This is a genomic window from Paenibacillus gyeongsangnamensis, assembly GCF_027533625.1.
In the GTDB taxonomy this organism is placed as follows: domain Bacteria; phylum Bacillota; class Bacilli; order Paenibacillales; family NBRC-103111; genus Paenibacillus_G; species Paenibacillus_G gyeongsangnamensis.
Genome location: NZ_JAQAGZ010000006.1, coordinates 17635 through 33574, shown reverse-complemented (window position 1 = coordinate 33574; position 15940 = coordinate 17635). Strand labels below are relative to the sequence as shown.

Below are 15940 nucleotides of genomic sequence, written 5' to 3'. Positions count from 1 at the left end.
TGAGCTCCTCCTTCGATTACAGCGAAAAGTGTCTTAACATTGTTTTCCTAATTATAGAATTTCGACACTTAGATTAAAATTCCTTCTGTCGAAAATTATTTTTATAGCTTTTCTTTGAAATTTATTTTATAATTAATAATTTCATGCAGGAATATACATTATTCGACAAATGAATTAAAAAAGAAACCGAAGGCTCTAGCTTGCCTTCAGTTCCTTGGAATCGCTCGGCCGAAGCATGATGCCCGCATCCTGCAGCATCCATTCGATGAAGCAGCCGTACCCGCTGGTCGGATCGTTGACGAAGACGTGGGTGACGGCGCCGATCATTTTGCCGTTCTGAATAATCGGGCTCCCGCTCATGCCTTGTACGATGCCGCCGGTTTTATCCAGCAGCCGGGGGTCGGTAATTTTGATGACCATTCCCTTAGTAGCCGGAAAATCCTGCTTCACGACATGCACGACTTCAATATCGAACTTTTCGACCTTCTGGCCGCCTATGACGGTATAAATTTGCGCCGGACCTTCCTTTACTTCCTCTGCAAAAGCGACAGGCAGCGAATTGTTCGAAAAGCTGTGATCCGGTGCTGCATACATTTTGCCGAAAATGCCGAATTGCGTGTTGCGCTCGATATTGCCGATCGCCTTGCTTTCCCTGGAGAATTGGGCGCGCTTCTCCCCCGGTTCGCCATTCTGGCTCTTGGAGATGGACGTTACGTTGGAGTGAACAATCTCGCCGTCTCCCACGACAATCGGGCTCTGGGTATCCATATCGGTAATGACGTGCCCCAATGCTCCGTATACGCCTTGATCCGGTGCGTAGAAGGTCAATGTCCCAACGCCGGCCGCGGAATCGCGGATGTACAACCCGAGGCGGTATGCCTTGTCCACGATATCGTAGGCAGGCTGGATCGCGATCTCGATCGTTTGGTTGTTGCGCAGAATCGAGAGCGTAATCGGCTTTTTGCTCTCGCCCGCGCTCTTGACGAGCTCGGCCACCTTGCTGACGTCATTGATGGCTTTGCCATTCATCTTGACGATTAAATCGCCGAGCTGCACTTTAGCTTCTTCCCCCGGGGACGATTTCTTGTCCTCGGAGACGGCCACCAGATGGTGACCGACCACCATAATTCCGGCTGATTTAAGCTTGACGCCGATCGTCTGCCCGCCGGGAATCACTTTCAGATCGGGAACGACATTTACCTTGACCGTCTTGAGCGGGATCGTGCCGAACAGCTTCAGCTTCATCTCCGCCTGGCCGGCTTGATAAGATTCGAGTGCGATCGGATGATGCAAATCGACTTGAAATGAGTGCTTTGCCGTGCCGTTGACCTTGATGATTTCCGGATGGTTCACCGTCACTTGCGCGTTTACCGGCATAGCCAGCTGCAACTGAGTTTGTTGACCTGTGAAGAGCCGAAGTTCCTCGGGGAAGGAGGCAAAACTTTGGAAGGGGGTAGTCAGACTTCCCAAACAAACGAAGAGGACGAGCAGCAATCCAATCATTCTTTTTCTCTGGTTGGAACTCAATTCGCTCACGCTCCCTTGCTTCCTTGGCTCTGGCGGCTCCGAACCGAATTCCATTTCTTCGGTAAAACCGCCGTTTGTGTACCCTTAAGTTAACCCCCGGCCATTTCTTTTATAACTCGAAAATGCTCCCACGATCGTCAGTCCATCCTTGCTTTCTTGTCATTTGCCAGAGCAAGCATTTCTTGTGCGTGCTGCAGCGTCTTGTCGGTTACCTCCACCCCGCCCAGCATACGGGCTAGCTCGTGGACGCGGCCGGTGTCGCCTAGTTCCTCTACATTAGTAAACGTACGGTCGCCATCGGTTGATTTATGAATCAAATAGTGCACGTCCGCCATGCAGGCCACCTGCGGAAGATGGGTGATCGAGAACACTTGGCAGCCGCTCGACAGACGGGACATCTTCTCGGCAATCGCCTGCGCCGCGCGTCCGCTGACGCCGGTATCCACTTCGTCAAAGACGAGAACGGGGATCCGGTCCACACGTGAAAAAATGGACTTAAGCGCCAGCATCACACGGGAAATTTCACCGCCGGAGGCGATTTTACTTAAGCTCCGCAGCGGTTCGCCCGGATTGGCCGAGATCAGGAATTCGACTTGGTCTTGTCCTTCCCGCGTATAGCGTCCCTCCGGCAGCGGATCGATCTGGACTTTGAATTGCGTTCTTTCCATATGAAGATCGCGCAGCTCGGCGACGATCTCCACGGCTAGCCGCTCAGCCACCGCCGCGCGCCGCTCCGTCAGTTTTGCGGCATGCCGCTCCAGCTCACGAAGCAGCTTCTGCTCCTGCTGCTGCAGCTTCTGAAGGGCTTCATCCTTATTTTCGATAAGATCCAGCTCCCGCTGGATTTTGGCCAGATAAGCCAAAATATCTTGAACGGAATCCCCGTATTTGCGGCGGAGAGAAGAGATCGTATCGAGCCGCTGCTCGATAAAATCGAGCCTCGACGGATTAAATTCGATCTCGTCCCGGTAATCCCGGACCTGATAAGCGGCGTCCTCCAGCTGATAGTAAGCGCTTTGCACTTGCTCGAGCAGCGGCTGCAGCTTGGCCGGGTCCAGCACCGCGATATCCTGAAGCTTATTCATCGCGCGGCTGACCGCTTCCAGCCCCTTGCTGCCGCCGTACAGCAGATCGTAAGCGTCGGCTGCGCTTTGGAAGAGCCGTTCCGCGTTGGAGAGCTTCCGTTTCTCTTCTGTCAGCGCTTCGTCCTCGCCCGGCTTCAGCTTGGCCGACCCGATCTCCTCCACCTGGAACCGGTACAGGTCCAGCATCTGAAGCGCTTGTTTGCTCGTTTCCTCGAGCTCCCGTACCTGCTTGCGCACCGTTTGATACTCGTCATAAGCCGTTTGATAAGCGAGCTTGTCCTTTGTAATTTCCGCGTCCCCGAACAGATCGAGCCAGCGGATATGCTCCTCTACCTTGAAGAGAGACTGGTGCTCGTGCTGCCCGTGAATGTTTACGAGCCATTCGCCGATATCCTTCAATTTGGCAAGGTTGACCAGCTGGCCGTTCACCCGGCTTGTACTTTTCCCCTGCGCCGTAATTTCCCTGCGGATTATAAGATGCTCCTCCGGGTCCGCTTCTATACCCGCTTCGTTCAATATCGGCCATACCGGATGATCCTCGCTGATTTGGAACAGCGCCTCAATGGTCGCCTTGTCGCTTCCGTAACGGACCAAATCCGACGAGCTGCGCCCCCCGGCGATGAGACTGAGAGCGTCGATAATGATCGATTTCCCCGCACCCGTTTCTCCCGTCAGCACGTGGAAGCCGTTGTAACATCGCAGCCCTACGTTTTCAATGACCGCCAAGTGGCGAATGGATAATTCCAGCAGCATTAGCCCACCTCTTTTATATGACGATGATTTTAGCTGAGCATCCCGAGGATTTGCTCCACGACGTGCCCGCTTTGTTCCTTGCTTCGGCAAATAATCAAGATCGTATCGTCGCCGCTGATCGTCCCCATGATCTCATTCCATTCCAAGCTGTCGATGAGTGCGGCAATAGCATTGGCCGTACCGGGCAGGCTCTTCAGCACGACCAGATTGTCCGTGTAATCGATATGTACGAAATGATCGTTCAGCGCGCGTTTCAGTCGCTGCAGCGGGTTATATCGCTGGTCGGCAGGCATCGAATATTTATACCTTCCGTCGTCCAGCGGAACCTTGATCAAATGCATCTCCTTGATGTCTCTGGAGATCGTCGCCTGCGTTACATAAAAACCTGCAGCCCGAAGCTGCTCCACCAGCTCGTCCTGCGTTTCGATTTCGCCCCCTGTAATCAGTTCGCGAATCTTGATATGTCGTTGGGCCTTCATGGCATCCTCCCTGCGGGTGTACAGTTAATCCATGCTTTTGTCGAATTGAAGCTCAAATTCAAAACGGTCCACCCGGCCGCTCGGCGTATCCACATACAGCACGCCGGCTGCCCCGGGAAGCAGCAGCTGATAAATCAGCAGCCGTTCGCGGATGATACTTCCGCTCATCTCGAGCGGACTGCGTTCCTTCGCCAGCTTCACCGCGTAGAGCTCGCCGTCTTTTTCTACAATATAATCCAGAAAGAGCCTACTTTGCAAAGTGTCCTTCCTGTTATGCGAGATCAGAACAGGAATTCGTTTCTTGCCGCCCAGGATGGTATAGCCTCGCTGCTCCAGCAAATCCGTCGTTTCATCCTCGGGAATCGTTAATCCGTCAAGCCAATCCCGGTCCCCCGTAACGGCATCGGCATCTTCAATCGTATGCCGCATTCGGCTCCGGACCGAAACGTAGCTCCAGAGGGCAAGCGCCGCTATAATGAGAACGATGACCAAGCCATCCCCGCTCTGCATGGAATCACCTCTCGTACGTATTCGAGAGACCTCCCGCCAACTCCTCCAAAAAAAAGAAAAAACTCATCCTGCTAAGATGAGTTCTGCATGCTTTGCGACTCTTTTACGACCCGATCGATATGCTGCTTGAGCTCGGCTTCTGTCCACGGCCTCCCGGCGCTTAACGACAAGTATGCGAGAAACTCGATATTGCCTTCCCCGCCTTTGATCGGCGAGTGCGTCAGTCCTTCAATCGTATAGCCCGTCTCGGCGGCAAACGTCAGAACTTGAGTCAGCACCTCGCGGTGGACCTCCGGTTCTTTCACCACACCGGTCTTCGGCACCTTCTCGCGGCCCGCCTCGAACTGAGGCTTTACAAGCGCAACTACTCGACCCGGGGCAGCGAGCAGCGCCATGAGCGGAGGAAGAATGAGTTTGAGCGAAATGAATGAGACGTCGATTGAAGCAAACGTCGGCGCAGGTCCCGGCAAATCGCCGGGTTGCATATACCGGAAGTTGGTCCGCTCCATGACGCACACCCGGGCATCGCTGCGAAGCGACCAATCGAGCTGATTGTAGCCCACGTCAACGGCATAGACATAAGCGGCCCCGTTCTGCAGCGCGCAATCGGTAAAGCCGCCGGTGGAAGCCCCGATATCGAGCATCGTTACGCCGTTCATGTCGATGCCGAATTCGTGAAGCGCCTTTTCCAGCTTAAGCCCGCCGCGGCTGACATAGGGATGGAGCGCGCCTTTCACTTGAATCCGCGAGGTGCGGGGAATCTTCGTCCCCGCTTTGTCCACCGGTTCGTCATCGACCAGCACAAGGCCGGCCATCAGAGCCGCCTTGGCTTTCTCCCGCGTTTCGAAAAAACCTTGCTCGACCAATAATACATCCAATCTTTCTTTATCCGCAGCCATGTCTTTTCGTACTCCTAAACGTTGTTAAGCGCGCTGCCTTTTTCGGGGTATGAGCGCCTTCAGCTCCGTAATCAGACGCTCCGGCGTCAATCCGGTTTCCTGCCGCTGCTCCGGAACGGAGCCGTGCTCGACGAAGTAGTCCGGTACGCCAATCGTCTTGACCCGCATACCCAGCAGGTTCTGGTTGGAATAAAATTCCATGACGCCGCTGCCGAAGCCGCCCATCTGGGCCCCTTCCTCCAGCGTAATGATCGGGAGCTCTTCCTTGGCCAGCTGCAACAGCATCGCTTCGTCCATCGGCTTGATGAACCGCGCGTTGATGACACGTACTTGCTTGCCTTCCTTGCCCATCGTTTCGGCTGCCGCCATGGCCACCGGAATCATCGGACCTACGGCAAGGATGGCTGCGAAATCGCCGTTACGAAGCACTTCCCACGTACCGATCGGGATCGGCTTCATGATTTCATCCATCGGCACGCCTAAGCCGCTGATTCGCGGGTAGCGAACGGCAATCGGGCCGCCGTCGTAAACCGCCGCCGTCTTCAGCATATGACGTAGCTCATTCTCGTCCTTCGGCATCATCAATACCATATTCGGAATGCTCCGAAGGAAAGCGATGTCGAATACGCCTTGGTGCGTCTCGCCGTCAGGTCCTACAAATCCAGCCCGGTCGATGGCGAACATGACATTCAGGTTTGCACGGCAAATATCATGCACGACCTGGTCGTAAGCGCGCTGGAGAAACGTCGAATAGACGGCAAAAACCGGCTTCATGCCTTCCTCGGCCAGTGCGGCTGAGAACGTGGCGGCATGCTGCTCGGCAATGCCTACGTCAAACATCCGCTTCGGGAAACGTTCCGCGAATTTGGTCAAACCCGAGCCTCCCGGCATCGCGGGCGTGACCGCCACGATGCGATCATCCTGCTCGGCGAGCTCAATGATCGCTTGACTGAACACTTCCGTATACATTGGCGGACCGACCGTCTTCAGTACCTGGCCGGATTCAATCTTGTACGGGCTGATGCCGTGCCACTTGTGCGAATCGGCCTCAGCCGGAGAGTAGCCCTTTCCTTTGAGCGTGATCACATGCACGAGTACGGGACCTTGAACTTTATCCGCCTGCTTCAGCGTTTCCATCAATACCGGCAGGTTGTGGCCGTCCACCGGCCCGAGGTAAGTCAGACCGAGCTCCTCGAACCAGACGCCGGAGACGACCATATACTTGAGCGCATCTTTGAGACGTTCCGCCGTCTTAGCCAGCGTCCCACCAATCGCGGGAATTTTCTTAATCAGATACTCGAACTCTTCTTTTGCCTTGACGTAATGGCGATCCGAGCGGATTTTGCCAAGATAATTATGAAGCGCTCCAACGTTCGGTGCGATCGACATTTCATTGTCGTTCAGAATCACCATCAGGTTCCGCTTCTCATGGCCGATATGATTGAGCGCCTCGAGTGCCATCCCGCCGGTCAGCGCGCCGTCGCCGATCATCGCAATGACCCGGTTGGACTTGCCCTTGATGTCGCGCGCCACAGCCATCCCGATGGCTGCGGATAAGGACGTGCTGCTGTGTCCTGCTTCCCATACGTCGTGCTCGCTCTCGGAACGCTTGACGAATCCGCAAAGGCCCTTGTATTGCCGGAGCGTATCGAACCGGTCCATCCGTCCCGTCAAAATCTTGTGAACGTACGACTGATGACCAACGTCAAATATAAATTTGTCTTCCGGGCTATTAAACAAGTAATGCAGAGCAATCGTTAACTCGACAACACCAAGGTTTGGTGCGAGGTGGCCGCCGGTCACCGACAGTTTCTCGATCAGAAACTGGCGGATTTCCGCAGCCAGTTGCTCCAGCTCTTCCAGCGTAAGGCGCTTTAGATCCTCAGGCCGGCGTATTTGTTCGAGCAGCATGCTTGTTCCCTCGCTTTCCATGGTTTGATTTTTTTCATTTGGCGGAAAAAAGCTTCATGCCGAGCCGTGTGCTCTGCAAAGTAAAAAAGCTTTCCTACCCATTGACCGTAAATATGCTAGACAAATAAAAGTAACGAATGATATGAAGAACCCCCGCTATAGGGAGTGCTTGACGGAAAATTTCATTATAAAAAACAAAATCCCTGGACAGCCGAATTAAAAAGATGCTTCCACCCGCGCTTGACGTTTGATGTCATTATAGCACACAGGACGTTTGGCGCTCAAATAAAACATCCTACAAAAGTTGTACAAGAGCTTGCGTCTAATGGTCCCGGTTAAGCAGATAATCCGCCAGCTGCAGGAGTCGTTCGGGCTGATCGAAGCCGCCTTCGCGGATCGCCTTCTTCGCTTCATCCGTCAGCTCTGCAACCTTCGCCCTCGAAGCTTCGATCCCTATAAAATAAGGATAGGTAACCTTCTGCTGCTTCAAGTCGCTCTTTACGGGCTTACCGAGCTTCTGCTCGTCTCCGATCAGATCCAGGATGTCATCCTGAATTTGAAAGGCAAGACCGACGCAGGCGCCGAACTTCTCCAGCGCGGCGAGCTGACCGTCCGTCGCGCCGGCGATGCGGCCGCCCGCTTTTAAGGAAAATACGATCAGGTCGCTCGTCTTGTGAAGATGGATGTACTCCAGCTCCTCGATTCGCGTAAGCCCCTGCTCTCCCTGCATGTCGGCAGCTTGTCCGCCGACCATTCCCGGCGCGCCCGCCAGCTTCGACAGCTCCTCGACCAGATCTGCGATCCGGTCCGGAGCCACGCCATGCTTCCGGTAAGCCTGTACCAGCGTGTAGAAGGCATGAGTCAGCAGCGCATCGCCGGCGAGTATCGCCATCGCTTCCCCGTACACCTTGTGATTCGTCGGCTTCCCCCGGCGGAAATCGTCGTTGTCCATCGCAGGCAAATCGTCATGAATCAAGGAATACGTATGGATCATCTCGACTGCTAGCGCCGCCGGCAGCGCCGACTCCCGGTCCCCGCCAAGAGCATCGGATGCCGCTAGCACAAGAATCGGCCGCAGACGCTTCCCGCCTGCCATCAGGGAATACATCATGGATTCCCGCAGTGCACCCGGCACGTCCCAGCCCTCAGGCAGCGAACGCTGCAGCTCCCGTTCGATCCAGGAGGCTTGTTCTTTGATATATACTTCTATGCCGGATTGGCTGTTCATCTGGCTTCCCCTTTATCCTCTGCGCCGGGCTGGAACGGCTTCTTCACCAGATTGCCGTCCTGCTCCAGCAAAATCTCGATCTTGCGCTCCACCTGCTCGAGCTTCTGTCCGCACAGCTGGGAGAGCCGCATCCCTTCCTGAAACAGCTCAATGGCCTTCTCCAGCGGAACGTCTCCGTCCTCCAGCTGCGCAACGATCCGCTCCAACTGATCCATCGCCTCTTCAAAGCTTGGCGTCGCCTGTTCCTGGTTACTCATTCGTCCTCTCCTCCATCGACATGGACCAGACATGACAATCGATGCGTCCGTCCACTAAGCGCAATTTGACGATATCCCCGATTTGCACCTGCTGCACGCTTTTGATCAGCTGCTTTTCCTTCTCGTCGTAGACAAGTCCGTAGCCGCGCTGCATGATCTTCAGCGGGCTCAAAGCGTCCAGATGCCGGATCGCCGATACAAGCTGCTGCTGCTTCTGTTTGGTTATGGCCTGCATAGACTGTCTTAGCAAGCGCTCCGCAGAATTCAGCCGCTTGCGCGAATAAATGGCCTGCTCCTTCGGATTGAAGGAAGCCAGCCGGCGCTCCAGCCGCATCCGCTTATCCTGCGACTTTGCCAGCCGGCCTAACAGCTTGAACTGCAGCTGCTCCCGCAGGCGGTCCAGCCGCTGCGCCGGCTGCAGCAGCAGCTGCCGGTGAGGCTGCGTCAAATAAGGAGACCGCTGCAGTCGCTTGAGCCTTTCCTTGCTCCGCTCCAGCTGTTTGGCGAGTCCGCTGTATAAGTGCTGCTGCATGTAAGCGATTTGCTGCCGGAGCTCTGCGTGATGCGGAACCGCCAGCTCCGCAGCGGCCGTAGGCGTGGCCGCCCGTAGGTCTGCTACGAAGTCGGCGATCGTAAAATCGGTTTCATGTCCGACCGCGGAAATGACCGGAAGCCGGGAAGCCGCAATGGCGCGGGCTACCGCTTCCTCGTTGAACGCCCACAGCTCCTCAAGCGAGCCGCCGCCGCGCCCTACGATGAGCACATCCACTTCATTCATCTCATTCATGGCGCGGATCGCCTTAACGATCGCCGGCGCCGCCTGGGTCCCCTGTACAAGCACCGGATGAAGCAGCACCGGAACGGAAGGGTAACGGCGCTGCAAAGTAATGATAATGTCGCGCACCGCTGCGCCCGTCGGCGACGTAATGATGCCGATCGCCTTCGGATAGCGCGGGATCGGCTTCTTCCGGGCAGGGACGAACAACCCTTCGGCTTCGAGCTTCTTCTTGAGCTGCTCGAACGCCAGGTAGAGGCTGCCGACCCCATCCGGCTGCATCTGCGTGACGTAGAACTGGTACTGCCCGTCCCGTTCATACACGGATATATTCCCGCAGGCGAGCACCTTCGTGCCTTCCCGCGGAATGAAAGCGAGCCGCTGATTGTGCGAGGCGAACATGATGCTCTTCAGCCGGCTGTCCGCGTCCTTCAGCGTAAAATACATATGCCCGCTCGTATGGCGTGTAAAGTTGGAAATCTCCCCGCGGACCCAAACGTCCTGCAGACGGTTGTTGCCTTCGAGGAGCATTTTGATGAAACGGTTCAAATCCTTGATCGAATAGATCTGCTTGTCCTGCTTATCCTTCATGGGCATCACGCCCTTACTTGCGAGCTGGCCGTCTTTTGCGCCGCCTCCAACGTGTTGCGCAGCAGGATCGTGATCGTCATCGGACCGACGGTTCCGGGCACCGGTGTAATGTGGCCTGCCACATCCACCACGTCGTCAAAATCCACGTCTCCCGCCAGCTTGCCTGTCTCCAGCCGGTTCATGCCGACGTCGATGACGACTGCGCCCGGCTTCACATGCTGCCTGCGGATCAGCTTCGCCTTGCCGACGGCAACGACCAGAATGTCCGCTTGCCGCGTAATCTCTTCCATATTCGGCGTGCGGGAATGGCATACGGTAACCGTAGCGTGCTCACGCAAAAAGAGGATCGCCATCGGCTTGCCCACGATGTTGCTCCGTCCGACGACGACCGCGTGCTTGCCGGCGATCTCGACGCCGATCTTCTTCAGCACTTCAATGACGCCCGCAGGCGTGCATGGGGAAGGGCCTTCCTTGCCGATCATCAGGTTGCCGACGTTCACCGGGTGGAAGCAGTCTACATCCTTGTCCACCGCGATGGCCTCGACCACGCGCTCCTCCGATATATGCTTAGGCAGCGGCGACTGTACGAGAATGCCGTGAATGCGACTGTCGGCATTCAGCTTGCCGATCAGCGCGAGCACTTCCGATTCCGGCGTGCTCTCCGGGAGCTTATGCACCTCGGACAGCATGCCCGCTTCCTCGCAGGCTTTGGCTTTGTTACGGACATATACATGTGAAGCCGGATCGTCACCCACGATGACGACGGCGAGCCCCGGCGTAATGCCCTGCTCCTTCAGCTTCTCTACGTGCTGTTTAATATCGGCGCGATACGCGCTTACGATTTCTTTTCCGTTAATCACGTTAGCAGACATCAGAACCGTTCCCCTTTCATGCTATGCTACTCGTTATTCTTCGTTTCCCGCTGGGTACCCTTAAGCTTCTCGAGATCCTTGATCATCTTGCCGAGCACGCCGTTTACGAACTTCCCGGATTCCTCGGTGCCGAAATGCTTGGCCATCTCGATGGCCTCGTTGACGACGACCTTCGGCGGCACATCGTCGCGATACATCATTTCATAAGTGGCCAGGCGCAATATTTCACGATCCACCCGAGACAGCCTGTCCATCTGCCAGCCCTTCAAATAATCCGCCAGCAGATGATCGATCGGCTGCTTATGCTGCAGCGTACCTTCTACCAGCTCCGTGACGTATTGCGGCGAAATTTGATCCTTCTCCTTCGTCAGCTGGGCTTCGTCCTCAGTGCTCGCTTCCTCCACCACATGCGAGATGGCATCCGCCAGCGTCACTTCGTTCATCTCGATTTGATACAAGCTTTGAAGCGCCAGTTCCCTGGCCAGTCTTCGTCTCATGTTAACAGTACGTCCTCCCTAGCTTTTGCTGCCCCTTTTTGGATGTCGGTCAATCAAAAAAATCCCCAGGCTCACCCAAGGATTTCAGCGGAACATTCTCCATTTGTCCATTAGCCGGCGCCATGTTTCTTCTGCGGGAAACACCGGCTCGTTCCGGTCCAACTTTTTCCCTATGTAATATCCAGTATATACGATAAGAGCAAAGATTAACATCTTCCAGAGCCCGAAGAACAAATAAATCAGGCCGAACAAGACGCCGCCGATCACGCCCATCGTTTTTCCCCTATGCCGTTCCCACAGCTGATCCCAAATCTGCATCCACATTAGGGCGGCTCACCTCTATTCCACTCGACTCTTGAAGGTGGGGGAAGATTGCTGCTGAATATTCGCAATAAATACCGACACGAAGGCCACCGGAATGCCGGTGATGTCTTCGATATGCTTTTTCACGTTAGCCTGCATTTCTTCCGTCTGCTGCGGAATGGAGCTTTCTCCGTCCACGATGGCCCGCAGAATGATCTCGAGTCCCGCTTCGCTGACCTTGACCCGGGCGCGCAAATCCTTCACGCCGCGCGTCCGCCCGGCCGCCTTGAGCGACAGGTTCTCTACGGTATCCAGCGAGATGCGGATATCCCCGATTTCGGTCCGTTGATCGATGGAAGGCACCGACGAACGGCTGCCCGGACGGATGGAAACGAACAGCAGCCGGAGGCCGATCAGCAGAACAACGAAGGTGACGACGATGAACGAAACAGCCGTGTGAATGTCCTTGTACACCCGATACACGAAATTGCCGGTATCGTCAAGCGGAATCAAGCCGAAGGCAGCGAACAACAGTACGATGGATACGATCAGTACGACGATGCTAAAGAGGAGCAGCAGCAATCTGTCCAGGACTTTTACCACGAATTTCGACTCCTTCCCGAATATGGAGGAAACCCCCTGACGATAAAGTAGGGGGTTCAAACGAACATCCTGTTATTTTACGCGCTGCGGGTTAGGCTCCGCCGCGGGTTCTTCCGTCTTCTCCGGCCCTTTGAAAATGACATCGTGCACATGCACGTTCACCTGCGTGACGCTCAGACCGGTCATCGATTCGATGGCGTTCTTCACGTTCTGCTGAACGGCGCCTGCAACCTCGGGTATCCGCGTTCCGAACTCGATCACGACCGATACGTCGATCGCCGCTTCCCGCTGTCCCACTTCCACCTTGACGCCTTTGGACATGTTCTTGCGACCAAGAAGCTCGGCGATGCCCCCTGCGAATCCGCCGCTCATACCGGCAACGCCGGGCACTTCCACTGTTGCCATGCCCGCGATGATTTCAATCACCTCGGGGGCGATCTGAATCGTGCCCATCTCGGTCTTTTCATAATCCGCAGCTAGTGTGCTCATGCTTTGGTCCTCCTCCAATGTTTTGCTCTCGGCAAAAACGGCTCCCCTTACGACGGGAAAAGCTTCGGAACAGCCTTGCTTTCTCTCCGGCCGGCAGGCTCAAAACTTGTCTTACCCTATACTATACCATTATCGAAAAAATATGACAATGAATGGACCGGCTTAAGAATCGGGGTCGTTCACGTCATGCTCTTCCAAAAATTTAATATCGAAATCGCCCGCCAAAAACTTCTTATGCTCCAGCAGCTTCAGATGGAACGGGATCGTGGAATGAATTCCCTCGATCGTAAATTCGTTCAACGCGCGTTTCATCCGCTGGATGGCGTCGTTACGGTCCTTGCCCCACACGATGAGCTTCGCGATCATCGAATCGTAATGCGGCGGGATCGTATAGCCAGGATAAGCAGCGCTGTCCACTCGCACGCCGAATCCGCCCGGAGGCAAATAAAATTGAATTTGGCCTGCGGAAGGCATGAAATTCTTGTTCGAATCCTCGGCGTTGATGCGGCATTCGATCGCCCAGCCGTTGATGCTCACGTCCTCCTGGCTGAAGGATAACGGTTCTCCCTCGGCTACGCGGATCATCTCCTGGATGATGTCGATGCCGGTAATATATTCAGTGACGGGATGCTCGACCTGAATCCGGGTGTTCATCTCCATGAAGTAGAACTGGCCGTCCGGCCCAAGCAAAAATTCGAGCGTCCCGGCGCCGGAGTAGTTCACGGACTTCGCCGCACGTACCGCCGCTTCGCCCATCCGTTCGCGCACTTCCGGCGTCAGGATCGGGCAAGGCGCTTCTTCGACCAGCTTCTGACGGCGGCGCTGCACCGAGCAGTCCCGTTCGCCCAGATGCACGACGTTGCCGTGCTTGTCGGCCAGCACCTGGATTTCCACGTGCTTCATGCCGGTCAAATATTTCTCCAAATAAATGCCCGCATTGCCGAAAGCCTTCTGCGCTTCCAGCTGTGCAGCCGTAATTTGCTGAATCAGCATTTCCTCGTTCTCGGCAAGGCGTATGCCTTTGCCTCCGCCTCCGGCGGTTGCTTTTATGATGAGGGGATAGCCGATCTCGCGGCCCAGGCGCACGGCCAAATCCATATCTTCCACGAGCCCGTCCGATCCGGGAATAACCGGTACGCCCGCTTCCTTCATCGTCCGCTTCGCTTCCGATTTGTCCCCCATCCGGGAAATTGCATCAGGAGACGGACCGATGAAGGTGATGTTGCAGCTCTCGCAAATTTCGGCGAAGTCCGCATTCTCGGCGAGGAAGCCGTAACCCGGATGAATCGCATCCGTCTCGGTCAGCGTCGCTACGCTCATAATGTTCGTATAATTTAAATAGCTGTCTTTCGACAGCGTAGGACCGATGCAGTAAGCCTCGTCCGCCAGACGCACATGCAGCGCGTCCCGGTCGGCCTCGGAATAAACCGCCACGGTCGAAATGCCCAGCTCGTGGCAGGCGCGAATGATGCGTACGGCGATTTCACCGCGGTTGGCGATGAGTATTTTCTGAAACTTCAAGGGGTTCTCCTCCTACAGGTTTTCGATGGAAATTTGATTTATAATCAAATTTCAAGAAAACCACTTCGTAAGCATCAACTCAGGTTTTCGATGGAAATTTTTTCTTCCCGCCGTCTTATTCCGGCTTCACCAGGAACAACGGCTGGCCGTATTCGACGAGCTGGCCGTTCTCCACGAGCACTTCCATAATCTCGCCCTTCACTTCGGCTTCGATCTCGTTCATCAGCTTCATCGCTTCAATAATGCAGACGATGCTCTTCTCCTTGACGGAGCTGCCCTTGCTCACGAATGAAGCGGCGCCCGGCGACGGCGCTTCGTAGAAGGTGCCGACCATCGGCGATACGATCTTATGTAGGTTGGCATCCTCCGCTGTCTGTTCCGCTGGGGCGGATACCGGAGCAGGGGCTTGTACGGCTGCAGCCGCAGCTGCTGGCTGCTGTCCCACCACAGGGGAAAAGGCCTGCTGAACCGGGGCGGTTATGAGAATTTGTTCGCTTTTATTCGGTTTACGGATAAGAAGGCGGCTGCCTTCGCTCTCTATTTCGAGTTCCTGCAAAGAAGTTTGATCTACCATTTTGATCAATTCTTTGATTTCGCTTAACTTGAACACGCAATTCACTCCTTCGGACGTTGGCTGAAACCAATAACGTTGTTATTATAACCATAATCGAAGGAAATGGAAAGAGTCCAGTTTGCCCCGGACTCTTTCGGACTCTATCTATGACGGGCCGAAGGGAGAGATCCCGATTACGGCAGGTATTGAATCGAGAGGCTTTCCGGTCCGATGCCCAGCTCCTTCATTGTCAGATCGGCGATACTGAGCGCCTGGCTCTTCTCCAGCTTTTTCGACTGTACCGTCACTTTATATTTGTTCGCATCCTGCGTTACGACCGCTTGACCGTAATCCTTGATCAGACTGTCTTCGAGATTGGAGATCTTCGTCTCCATATCCTGCAGCTTGCGCAGATCCGCTTCCGCCTTAGCCGCCGCTTCCTTGGTTTGCGACGTATCGGCGATCAGAGCCACAAACTTCTCCACTTGCTTGGAAATGTCTTCATCGCGCTTCAGCTGCAGATTGATGAAATAGTCGCTGCCGGAGGTCGCTTTGCTCTGCATCTTCTCCAGCACCTTCGCATCGTTCGATTTGGACACCGGCTGCGCGGAAGCATCGCTGCTTGCTCCGGGTTTGGCCGAGGAAGGCGTATCGGTCTTGGAGTTGTTCGCTTTCGGATCGCCTTTAGAGTCGGCTTTCGGGTCCGTTTTCGAATCGGCCTTCGGATCGGCCTTAGCCGCGCCTGTCGTACCGGGAGCCGGCGCTGCAGGAGAAGGAGCCGTTTTGCCGTCTGCGGCTGGTGCAGGCGTCGCTTTGGCGTTCTGATCGGCCTTCGGATCGGATTGGGCACCCGAATTCGCATCCGGCTTAGCCGCCGCTCCGCTCGGATTGGTGGTATTCATATGGCTGTCCAGCTCGCCGGCCGTGATCGTAACTTCCTTAGGAGTCGGTCCTTTGGTGTTCAAATCCAGCTTGTTGACATCCTCGGTAAACAAATAGTAGGCGGAGAGGACGACCATGAGACTCAACATCGATACCAGCCAAATTGTTTGTCTTTTCGTATTCATTGCTTATTCCTCCTAAAGAT

Annotated in this window: 17 protein-coding genes; all 17 read right to left on the bottom strand. The window is 55.2% G+C overall.

Features of this window, described 5'->3' with window-relative positions; genetic code table 11:
• Positions 1-195: 195 nt before the first annotated feature.
• Complete coding sequence (gene spoIVB / locus O9H85_RS10505; protein WP_269881593.1) at positions 196-1527, bottom strand: SpoIVB peptidase; 1332 nt, start codon at positions 1525-1527, stop codon at positions 196-198.
• 137 nt (positions 1528-1664) lie between these two features.
• The gene (gene recN, locus O9H85_RS10500; RefSeq protein WP_269881297.1) at positions 1665-3365 is read right to left on the bottom strand and encodes a DNA repair protein RecN; all 1701 of its coding nucleotides are present in this window, start codon (positions 3363-3365) and stop codon (positions 1665-1667) included.
• A 29-nt stretch (positions 3366-3394) separates the two neighbouring features.
• Positions 3395-3844: a transcriptional regulator AhrC/ArgR gene (ahrC, locus tag O9H85_RS10495; RefSeq protein WP_269881296.1), complete on the bottom strand. Its 450-nt coding sequence runs from the start codon at positions 3842-3844 to the stop codon at positions 3395-3397.
• A 24-nt stretch (positions 3845-3868) separates the two neighbouring features.
• A complete protein-coding gene (locus tag O9H85_RS10490; RefSeq protein ID WP_269881295.1) occupies positions 3869-4354 on the bottom strand; it encodes a hypothetical protein in 486 nt (161 codons plus the stop codon).
• A 71-nt stretch (positions 4355-4425) separates the two neighbouring features.
• Complete coding sequence (locus O9H85_RS10485; RefSeq protein ID WP_269881294.1) at positions 4426-5253, bottom strand: TlyA family RNA methyltransferase; 828 nt, start codon at positions 5251-5253, stop codon at positions 4426-4428.
• Positions 5254-5277: 24 nt separating this feature from the next.
• Positions 5278-7164 carry a 1-deoxy-D-xylulose-5-phosphate synthase gene (gene dxs, locus O9H85_RS10480; protein ID WP_269881293.1) on the bottom strand — a complete coding sequence of 629 codons (1887 nt, stop codon included), beginning with the start codon at positions 7162-7164 and terminating at the stop codon, positions 5278-5280.
• A gap of 322 nt (positions 7165-7486) precedes the next feature.
• Positions 7487-8392 (bottom strand): polyprenyl synthetase family protein, encoded by a 906-nt coding sequence (locus O9H85_RS10475; protein ID WP_269881292.1) that lies wholly within the window; start codon positions 8390-8392, stop codon positions 7487-7489.
• Complete coding sequence (gene xseB, locus O9H85_RS10470; RefSeq protein ID WP_269881291.1) at positions 8389-8649, bottom strand: exodeoxyribonuclease VII small subunit; 261 nt, start codon at positions 8647-8649, stop codon at positions 8389-8391. The genes O9H85_RS10475 and xseB overlap by 4 nt, the downstream gene beginning before the upstream one ends.
• Positions 8642-10015 carry an exodeoxyribonuclease VII large subunit gene (xseA, locus tag O9H85_RS10465; RefSeq protein ID WP_269881290.1) on the bottom strand — a complete coding sequence of 458 codons (1374 nt, stop codon included), beginning with the start codon at positions 10013-10015 and terminating at the stop codon, positions 8642-8644. Before xseA ends, xseB begins: the two co-directional genes overlap by 8 nt.
• Positions 10016-10020: 5 nt before the next feature.
• A complete protein-coding gene (folD, locus tag O9H85_RS10460) occupies positions 10021-10887 on the bottom strand; it encodes a bifunctional methylenetetrahydrofolate dehydrogenase/methenyltetrahydrofolate cyclohydrolase FolD (protein WP_269881289.1) in 867 nt (288 codons plus the stop codon).
• Between the two features lie 26 nt (positions 10888-10913).
• Positions 10914-11384, bottom strand: coding sequence for a transcription antitermination factor NusB (nusB, locus tag O9H85_RS10455; RefSeq protein ID WP_269881288.1), 471 nt, complete (start codon positions 11382-11384; stop codon positions 10914-10916).
• Between the two features lie 84 nt (positions 11385-11468).
• A complete protein-coding gene (locus tag O9H85_RS10450) occupies positions 11469-11708 on the bottom strand; it encodes a DUF2273 domain-containing protein (protein WP_269881287.1) in 240 nt (79 codons plus the stop codon).
• Positions 11709-11723: 15 nt separating this feature from the next.
• A complete protein-coding gene (gene amaP / locus O9H85_RS10445; RefSeq protein ID WP_269881286.1) occupies positions 11724-12290 on the bottom strand; it encodes an alkaline shock response membrane anchor protein AmaP in 567 nt (188 codons plus the stop codon).
• Positions 12291-12362: 72 nt separating this feature from the next.
• Positions 12363-12779, bottom strand: a complete 417-nt coding sequence (locus O9H85_RS10440) for an Asp23/Gls24 family envelope stress response protein (protein WP_269881285.1) — start codon at positions 12777-12779, stop codon at positions 12363-12365.
• Positions 12780-12941: 162 nt separating this feature from the next.
• Complete coding sequence (gene accC, locus O9H85_RS10435; protein ID WP_269881284.1) at positions 12942-14300, bottom strand: acetyl-CoA carboxylase biotin carboxylase subunit; 1359 nt, start codon at positions 14298-14300, stop codon at positions 12942-12944.
• A 115-nt stretch (positions 14301-14415) separates the two neighbouring features.
• Entirely contained in the window at positions 14416-14910 is a 495-nt protein-coding gene (accB, locus tag O9H85_RS10430) for an acetyl-CoA carboxylase biotin carboxyl carrier protein (RefSeq protein ID WP_269881283.1), read from the bottom strand.
• Between the two features lie 137 nt (positions 14911-15047).
• Positions 15048-15920: a SpoIIIAH-like family protein gene (locus O9H85_RS10425; RefSeq protein WP_269881282.1), complete on the bottom strand. Its 873-nt coding sequence runs from the start codon at positions 15918-15920 to the stop codon at positions 15048-15050.
• Positions 15921-15940: the final 20 nt, after the last annotated feature.